Annotated in this window: 8 protein-coding genes and 1 pseudogene; 5 read left to right on the forward strand and 4 right to left on the reverse strand. The window is 74.3% G+C overall.

What is annotated here, in order from left to right; genetic code table 11:
• Window positions 1-345 (reverse strand): annotated as a pseudogene (locus G3I41_RS00480) (alcohol dehydrogenase); the annotation flags it as partial.
• Between the two features lie 10 nt (window positions 346-355).
• A complete protein-coding gene (locus tag G3I41_RS00485; RefSeq protein WP_164398298.1) occupies window positions 356-754 on the reverse strand; it encodes a nuclear transport factor 2 family protein in 399 nt (132 codons plus the stop codon).
• A gap of 132 nt (window positions 755-886) precedes the next feature.
• Here G3I41_RS00485 and G3I41_RS00490 point away from each other — a divergent pair, with 132 nt between their 5' ends.
• On the forward strand, window positions 887-1,804 hold the full coding sequence (locus G3I41_RS00490; protein ID WP_239081424.1) for a LysR family transcriptional regulator: 918 nt from the start codon (window positions 887-889) through the stop codon (window positions 1,802-1,804).
• A gap of 15 nt (window positions 1,805-1,819) precedes the next feature.
• Here G3I41_RS00490 and G3I41_RS00495 read toward each other — a convergent pair whose 3' ends face one another.
• Window positions 1,820-2,209, reverse strand: coding sequence for a RidA family protein (locus tag G3I41_RS00495; protein WP_164398305.1), 390 nt, complete (start codon window positions 2,207-2,209; stop codon window positions 1,820-1,822).
• 121 nt (window positions 2,210-2,330) lie between these two features.
• Complete coding sequence (locus tag G3I41_RS00500; RefSeq protein WP_164398299.1) at window positions 2,331-3,314, reverse strand: Lrp/AsnC family transcriptional regulator; 984 nt, start codon at window positions 3,312-3,314, stop codon at window positions 2,331-2,333.
• 138 nt (window positions 3,315-3,452) lie between these two features.
• Here G3I41_RS00500 and G3I41_RS00505 point away from each other — a divergent pair, with 138 nt between their 5' ends.
• From G3I41_RS00505 to G3I41_RS00520, 4 genes are all read left to right on the forward strand, one after another.
• Entirely contained in the window at window positions 3,453-4,934 is a 1,482-nt protein-coding gene (locus tag G3I41_RS00505) for an MFS transporter (protein ID WP_164398300.1), read from the forward strand.
• A gap of 78 nt (window positions 4,935-5,012) precedes the next feature.
• Window positions 5,013-6,860 (forward strand): glutamine--fructose-6-phosphate transaminase (isomerizing), encoded by a 1,848-nt coding sequence (gene glmS / locus G3I41_RS00510; protein WP_164398301.1) that lies wholly within the window; start codon window positions 5,013-5,015, stop codon window positions 6,858-6,860.
• A 27-nt stretch (window positions 6,861-6,887) separates the two neighbouring features.
• Window positions 6,888-7,256: a holo-ACP synthase gene (locus G3I41_RS00515; protein WP_164398302.1), complete on the forward strand. Its 369-nt coding sequence runs from the start codon at window positions 6,888-6,890 to the stop codon at window positions 7,254-7,256.
• Window positions 7,257-7,384: 128 nt separating this feature from the next.
• The coding region (locus tag G3I41_RS00520; RefSeq protein WP_164398303.1) for an NAD(P)H-hydrate epimerase at window positions 7,385-8,239 on the forward strand (855 nt) is incomplete at its 3' end.

Raw genomic sequence — 8,239 nt, forward strand, 5'->3', positions numbered from 1 at the left:
CGCCGTCACCGCGTCGACGCTGTCGGGGAGCGGGGCGAGGCTGTGCACCGGGACGGCGACGCGCTCGGCCCAGCCGTACGCGGGCGGGTGGGCGACGACGCGGGTCCCGGCGGCCGGTCCCGTGCCGTCGGCGGCGGCCCGTACGACCGTGCCGGCGACGTCCTTGCCGGGCCGCCAGCCGGGCCACCGGCGGTCCAGCTGCCCGTCGAGCTGGAAGGTCTCGCCCCGGTTGACCGAGTACGCCTCGACCGCGACCAAGGCCTCGTCGGCGGCGGGTTCGGGCTCGGGGACCTCGTCGATGTGGACCGTGCCGCCCGCTTCGGGGGCGGGAAGTTGTGCGCGCATGGCGGGCTCCTCAGGCGAAGACGACGTGGTGGGCGTGGAGGGTGTCGAAGTGCTCCCGGACGGCGGCGATACGGCCGTCGCGCACGGTGAACACGGCCAGGCAGTGCTGGTCGTAGCGGGCGCCCTTCCGGGTCAGCCCGCGCGTCCGCCACTCCGCGAGCACCCGCTCGCCCTCGGCGAGGACGCCGAGGAACTCGATCTCCACGGTCTCCGGCACCAGCCGGGCGGTCATCGCCGCAACGAACTCGTCGAAGATCTCGTCCGGGCCGGTCCAGGTGCCCGAGACCGGGAGGTCCCCGGCGAGCGTCCAGGTGGCATCGGCGTCGAAGAACGCCCTCAGCCGGTCCATGTCGCCCGCGGCGAGGGCCTTCATGTAGTCGAGGACGACGTCCTTGGGGGTGCCGTGCATGATCGTGGTTCCTTCCGGGGCTGTGTTCCTCCGATGCCTGAACGCTACGAAGACCGGGGCCGCGCAGGGAAAGACCTGTTCCCGATGGCTCCAGAACAGCCCGGCATCACCGCAGCTCATATGCTGTTCGGCATGTCGGATCTACGGCGCCTGCGCTACTTCCTGGCCGTGGCCGGGGAACGCAACTTCACCCGTGCCGCCGAGCGCCTGCACATCGCGCAGCCCGCGCTCAGCCGCCAGATACGGGAGCTGGAGCGTGAGTTGGGCGTCCGGCTCCTGGACCGCACCACGCACTCCGTCGAACCCACGGAGGCCGGGCGGCTGCTGATGGAGCGCGGCGCGGCCCTCTGCGAGGAGGCGGACCGCCTCTGGCGCGACGTGCGCGGCTTCGCCGGGGGCGAGACCGGCACCCTGGTGTTCGGCTACAGCATGAGTACGAGTTACGGGACGGCCCCCGCGATCCTCGCCGCCCTGGCGGACCGGCTGCCCGGCATCACCGCCGACACCCGGCTGCTGTCCACCGCCGAGATCCTGTCCGGTGTCGCCGACGGCACCCTCGACGCGGGCCTGGTCCGCTGCCCGCCGCCGACGCCGGAGCTGGTGCGGACGCTCGTACGGCTCGAACCGCAGGGCGTCCTGATGTCCGCCGCCCACCGCCTCGCGTCCCGCCCCGCCGTCGACCCGGCCGAGCTGTCCGCCGAAACGCTCCTCATCCACCCGCGTGCGGCCAACCCGGGTCACTACGACGCGATCACCGCCCTGCTGGCCGAGGCGGGCGCCACCCCCGAACTCCTTGTGCGCTCCCTGGCGTTCGACGCCGGCCACACCCCGGTCGCCCGGGGCGACGCGATCTCGGTCGTCGGCGACTCGGCCGCCCCGAGCCTCCCCGCCGGGCTGGTGTGGCGCCCCCTCACCGGGGGAGCGGCCATCGAACTCCACCTCCTCACCCGGGGCCGGGGCGGCCGCCAGGTGACCGCGCGACTCCTGCGCGTGGCGGGGGAGGTGGCGCGGGACGGGGGGTGGCTGCGGTCGCCGGGGGCGGCGGGGTGACCCGGGCCCGCCGGGTCACCAGGGGATGACGGCGAGGGCTTCCACCTCCATGAGCAGGTCCGGCCGGAAGAGCGCGGCCACCTGTACGGCCGTGCTGGCCGGGGGGTGCGCCACGTCGACATGGGCGTCCCGCGCGACGCGGATGGCCGGCAGGAACGCCACGTCGGTGACGTAGAAGGTGAGCTTCGCGACGTCGGCGAACGTCGCCCCGCCCGCCTCCAGGCAGCGCTTCAGATTCTCGAAGACCTGACGCGCCTGGGCCGCGGGATCGCCCTCCCCGACCAGATTCCCCTTCTCGTCCAGCGCGATCTGCCCCGAGACCGCGACGAGCCTGCCCTCGCCCACGACGACATGGCTGTACCCCTGGGCAGGGGCGACGCCGTCCGGTGCGACGTGGGTCAGCATGGTCTCGATGGAATCCTCTGGTCCGTCCTGCACGGTGCTCCCTCTCGTCCGGCCTTCCAGCGGGTCAACGATAGGCGGTACGGGCGGAGTTGGCGGGGTCCGGGGGGCCGCGGGCGCCCCGCTACCCCCGGAACGGCCGGTACGTCAGCTGCTTCACCCGGCGCAGGAGCGGCATCGACTCCACGTGCTCGACGCCGTCCAGGCCGCCCAGGCGTTCGCTGAGGTAGCGGTAGAAGTGGGCCGAGTCCCGGGTGATCACGACCGCGACCAGGTTGGACGGGCCCGTGGTGGCCGCCGCGTACGCCACCTCCCGGTCCGCGGCCAGCGCCGTGCCCACCGCGTGCAGGGCGCGGGGCGCGGCGGTGACGTACAGCATGCTCGCGTTGCGGTGTCCGATGTGGCCGGAGTCGAACTCCACGTCCACGTACAGCGCGCCGGAGGCCACCAGCCGGGCCAGCCGGCGCCGGACCGCCGATTCGGAGAGGCCGGTCGCCCGCTGGAGTTCCGGGTACGTGGCCCGGCCGTCCCGTTCCAGCGCGGCGACCAGCGGCTCGTCCTCGGCGGTGATGACGGCCGGGCCGGGCGGGACGGAGGGGGGAACCGGGGTGAGGGCGGCGGCCTCCTCCGGGGTCAGCGCCCCGCTCTTGTGCAGCCAGCCGGCCGGGCCCCCGTAGAACCGGTGCAGCAACTGGTGCGCGCGGATGTCCACGAGGTGCGGGGTGCGCGGCAGCTTGCCGATGAGCAGGTCGTCCGCGTCGTTCCGGCTGCGCACGTTGACCGTGCACGTCACCTCCGTACCGCCCGACGTCAGCCCGATCCACGACGTGTCGGGCCGCTTGGCGAGGGCCTCCGCGATCGGCATCGCGCCCTCCGGCGCGCACCGCACCCGCAGCAGCCAGTGCTCGAACGACTCCTCGGAGGCCGCGCACCGCACCCCCACCACCCGCAGCCCGGCCTCCGCGCGCAGGGAGCGGAAGCGGCGCGCGACCGTCTGGTCGGAGACGCCGAGGACGGCCGCGATCCGGCTGAAGGGCGCGCGGGCGTCCAGCTCCAGCGCGTGCAGGATGCGCAGGTCCAGGGCGTCGCCTCGGACGGGTGATTCCACTTCAGAAGGACCCTTCCGTGTCGGATTCCGGCGCCCGGCCGTCGCTGGCTGGGGATCCCGGACGTGGCCGTCCGATCGTACGTACCGGGGTGGCCACCGGTCACCATGCCGAAGCCGTACGGGAGAAGGATCAAGGACATGCGCAAGTGGGGGCCGCTCACCGCGGTCTGTCTGGGGACGTTCATGCTGCTGCTGGACGTCACGATCGTCATCGTGGCACTGCCCGACATGGCGAAGGCGCTCGACGCCTCGCTCTCCGATCTGCAATGGGTCATCGACGGCTACGCCCTGGCCCTCGCCGCCCTGCTCCTCGGCATAGGCGCGGCGGCCGACCGGCTCGGCCGGCGCCGGGTCCACGTCGTCGGCGTCGTGCTGTTCGCCGCCGCCTCGCTGGCCTGCGGGCTCGCCTCGTCGCCGGGCCTGCTGGTGGCGGCGCGCGGCGCCCAGGGCGTGGGGGCCGCCGCGATGTTCGCGACGACGCTGCCGCTGCTCGCCTCGGTGTACCGGGGCAAGGACCGGTCCGTGGCGCTCGGGCTCTGGGGCGCGGTGGCCGGGGGAGCCGCCGCGATCGGGCCCGTGATCGGAGGGCTGCTCGCCGAGGGGCCCGGCTGGCGGTGGATCTTCTTCGTCAACCTGCCCGTGAGCGTCGCCGCGATCTGGCTGACGCTGCGGACCGTGCCCGAGTCGCACGGGGCGCGGGACCGGCGCACCGACTGGGCGGGGACCGTCGCCTTCGCGGTGTTCGCCGGGGCCGCCACGTACGCCGTCGTGCGGGCGGGCAGCGTCGGCTGGGCGTCCGGGCAGACGCTCGCCACGTTCGGGATCGCCGCGCTCGCCCTGGTCGGCTTCGTGCTGGTGGAGCTGCGCGTCGCGCACCCGCTGCTGGACCTGTCGCTGTTCCGCACCTCGGCGTTCACCGGGGTGATGGCCGGGTCGCTCGCCTTCAACATGGCGGCCTTCGGTGTGCTGCCGTACACCTCGATCTGGCTGCAGACGGTCCTCGGACTCAGCCCCGTCCAGGGCGGCCTGGCGGTCCTGCCGCTGGCCGCGACCTCGTTCGTGGTCGCCGCCGCCGGCGGCCGGCTGCTGCACGGGGTGCAGCCGCGGTTCACCATCGGCATCGGACTCGCCCTCATCGGCGCCGGGACCCTCGCCCAGGCGGTCCTGGGCGCGGGCTCCTCCTGGCCCGCCCTGATCCCCGGCCTGGCGCTCGCGGGCATCGGTACGGGCCTGGTCTCGCCGGCCATCGCGGGCGCGGCGCTCGCGGCGGTCCCGCCGGAGCGGGCCGGCATGGCGGGCGGCGCGGTCAACACCTTCCGCCAGCTCGGTTACGCCTTCGGGGTCGCCGTGCTCGGGACGGTGCTGACCTCCCGGATGGCGGAGAGCCTGGGCGACGGGGAGTCCCACGCCCTGGCGGGTGGCGGCGCGGCGGGGCTGCGGGCCGCCGGGGTGCCGGAGCAGGCGCTGCGGACGGCGTTCGCCTCGGGGCTGAACACGGCCGCGGTGGTGGCCGCAGCGGTGGGGATCGTCGCGGGGGCGGCGGTGCTGCTGCTGGTGAGGGGAGAGCGGCCGGTGGTCCCGGCCGAGGTGCGGGAACCCGCACCGGTTCGCGCCGGATAGCGCTCCGGTCGGCTTGAAATAGGGGTTACTTCTGCGACTATGCGAAGAACAGGGGCTGGTGACCAAGAAAGGACCACTATGTGCGGAATCGTGGGTTACGTCGGCGGGCAGTCGGCGCAGGACGTCGTCGTCGCGGGCCTCAAGCGGCTGGAGTACCGGGGCTACGACTCCGCCGGCATCGCCGTCCTCGCCGACGGCGGGCTCGCCGCCGCCAAGAAGGCCGGGAAGCTGGTCAACCTGGAGAAGTCGCTGAGCGAGCAGCCGATCCCGGCCGGCACCGCCGGGATCGGCCACACCCGCTGGGCCACCCACGGCGGGCCCACGGACGCCAACGCCCACCCGCACCTGGACAACGCCGGCCGCGTCGCCGTCGTCCACAACGGGATCATCGAGAACTTCGCCGCCCTGCGCGCCGAGCTCGGCGAGCGCGGCCACGACCTGCTCTCCGAGACCGACACCGAGACCGTCGCCCACCTCCTCGCCGAGGCGTACAGCCAGAGCGGGGAGCCGGCGGAGGCCATGCGCCAGGTGTGCCGCCGCCTGGAAGGGGCGTTCACCCTGGTCGCGGTCTTCGCGGACGCGCCGGACGTGGTGGTCGGCGCCCGTCGCAACTCCCCGCTCGTCGTGGGGCTCGGGGACGACGAGTCCTTCCTCGCCTCCGACGTCGCCGCGTTCATCGAGCACACCCGGTCCGCGATCGAGCTCGGCCAGGACCAGGTCGTGGAGCTGCGCCGGGACGGCGTCCTCGTCACCGGCTTCGACGGCCGGCCCGCCGAGGTGCGCGAGTACCACGTGGACTGGGACGCCTCGGCCGCCGAGAAGGGCGGGTACGCCTCCTTCATGCTCAAGGAGATCGCCGAGCAGCCGAAGGCGGTCACCGACACGCTCCTCGGGCGCATCGACCCCGAGGGCACCCTCCACCTGGACGAGGTCCGCATCACGCGCGGCGAGCTGCGCGAGGTCGACAAGGTGGTGATCGTCGCCTGCGGCACCGCGTACCACGCCGGGATGATCGCCAAGTACGCCATCGAGCACTGGACCCGCATCCCCTGCGAGACCGAGCTGGCCAGCGAGTTCCGCTACCGCGACCCCATCCTGGACCCGCACACCCTGGTCGTCGCCATCTCGCAGTCCGGCGAGACCATGGACACCCTGATGGCCCTGCGGCACGCCCGCGAGCAGGGCGCGAAGGTGCTCGCCATCTGCAACACCAACGGCTCCACCATCCCCCGCGAGTCCGACGCGGTCCTCTACACCCACGCCGGGCCCGAGGTCGCCGTCGCCTCCACCAAGGCGTTCCTCACCCAGCTCGTCGCCTGCTACCTCGTCGCCCTCTACCTCGGCCAGGCGCGCGGCACCAAGTGGGGCGACGAGATCCGCACGGTCATCCGGCAGCTCTCCGAGATCAGCGGCTCCGTCGAACGGGTCCTGGAGACCATGGAGCCGGTCCGGGAGCTGGCCCGTTCCCTCGTCTCCCACGACACCGTGCTCTTCCTCGGCCGCCACGTCGGCTACCCGGTCGCCCTGGAAGGCGCGTTGAAGCTCAAGGAACTCGCGTACATGCACGCCGAGGGGTTCGCCGCCGGCGAGCTGAAGCACGGGCCGATCGCGCTCATCGAGGACGGGGTGCCCGTCGTCGTGGTGGTCCCGTCCCCGGCCGGGCGGTCCGTGCTGCACGGAAAGATCGTCTCGAACATCCAGGAGATCCGGGCCCGGGGCGCCCGCACCGTCGTCATCGCGGAGGAGGGCGACGACGAGGTCGTCCCGTACGCCGACCACCTCATCCGCGTCCCCGCAACGCCTACGCTGCTTCAGCCGCTGGTCGCCACCGTGCCGTTGCAGGTCTTCGCCTGCGAACTCGCGACGGCCCGGGGCAACGAGGTGGACCAGCCGCGCAACCTGGCGAAGTCCGTCACCGTGGAGTGAGCCGAGACGAGCAGTGAGGGTGGGTACGTGATCATCGGGGTCGGGATCGACGTGGCGGAGATCGAGCGGTTCGACGCGGCGCTGGAGCGCACGCCGCAACTCGCCTCGCGGCTGTTCGTGGAGGCGGAGCTGCGGCTGCCGAGCGGCGAGCGGCGCGGGATCGCCTCGCTGGCCGCCCGGTTCGCCGCGAAGGAGGCCCTGGCGAAGGCGCTCGGCGCGCCCGGCGGGCTGCTGTGGACGGACGCCGAGGTGTACGTCGAGGAGAGCGGGCAGCCCCGGCTCCGGGTGCGCGGCACGGTGGCGGCCCGCGCCGCGGAGCTGGGGGTGCGGCAGTGGCACGTGTCGCTCAGCCACGACGCGGGGGTGGCGTCCGCGGTGGTGATCGCGGAGGGGTGAGCGGCGCTGGGGCCCCGGTGGCCTCGGGTGCTCCGGCGGGCCGGTTCCGTCCTCAAGCGCCGGACGGGCTTGACGGCTGGACGCCGTGAAGCCTGCGGAGGGCGCTCGATCTGCGTACGTTGGAAGGCATGCGTACCGCCTACAGCGTTGACACCGTACGGGCCGCCGAACAGGCCCTCATGGCACGGCTCCCCGAAGGTGCGCTGATGCAGCGTGCCGCCGCCGGGCTCGCCGCCGCCTGCGCCGATCTGCTGCGCCGGGCCGGCCGGGTCTACGGCTCCCGCGTCGTCCTCCTCGTCGGCACCGGTGCCAACGGCGGCGACGCCCTGTACGCCGGAGCCCGGCTCGCCCGGCGCGGCGCGGGCGTGGTCGCCGTGCGGGTCACCCCGGGCCGGGCCCACGAGGGCGGCAGCGCGGCCCTGCTCGCGGCGGGCGGACGCGTGGTGGACGGTGCGCAGAGCACCGCCCACGCGGACTGGGCCGGGCGCATCGACCTCGTCGTGGACGCCGTCACCGGCATCGGCGGACGCGGCGGACTGCGCCCCGAGGCCGCCGGACTGGTCCGGAAGTACACCGCGCACGGCGCGCCCGTCGTCGCCGTCGACCTGCCCAGCGGGGTCGAGGCGGACACCGGCGAGGTGACCGGCGACGCGGTGCGCGCGGACGCCACCGTCACCTTCGGCGCGTACAAGCCGGCGCTGCTCGTGGACCCGGCCGCCGAACGGGCCGGGGCGCTGCGCCTGGTGGACATCGGGCTCGGGCCCGAACTCCCCGAGGTGCCCGACCTGGAGGCGCTCCAGTACGCGGACGTGGCCGCGCTGCTGCCCGTGCCGGCCGCCGAGAGCGACAAGTACCGGCGCGGTGTCGTCGGCATCGCCGCGGGATCGACGCGCTACCCGGGCGCCGCCGTGCTCGCCGTCTCCGGGGCGCTGCGCGCCGGCGCGGGGGCCGTGCGCTACGCGGGCCCCGGCGGCGAGGCGGTC

Source organism: Streptomyces sp. SID9727 (assembly GCF_010550605.1).
Lineage (GTDB): Bacteria > Actinomycetota > Actinomycetes > Streptomycetales > Streptomycetaceae > Streptomyces.

What these genes read in the sequence shown, in the direction of transcription:
- G3I41_RS00490 (WP_239081424.1), top strand. Translation starts at nt 887, where the DNA reads ATGTCGGATCTACGGCGCCTGCGCTACTTCCTGGCCGTGGCCGGGGAA.
- G3I41_RS00505 (WP_164398300.1), top strand. Translation starts at nt 3,453, where the DNA reads ATGCGCAAGTGGGGGCCGCTCACCGCGGTCTGTCTGGGGACGTTCATG.
- G3I41_RS00495 (WP_164398305.1), bottom strand. Translation starts at nt 2,209, where the DNA reads ATGCTGACCCACGTCGCACCGGACGGCGTCGCCCCTGCCCAGGGGTAC.
- glmS (WP_164398301.1), top strand. Translation starts at nt 5,013, where the DNA reads ATGTGCGGAATCGTGGGTTACGTCGGCGGGCAGTCGGCGCAGGACGTC.
- G3I41_RS00485 (WP_164398298.1), bottom strand. Translation starts at nt 754, where the DNA reads ATGCACGGCACCCCCAAGGACGTCGTCCTCGACTACATGAAGGCCCTC.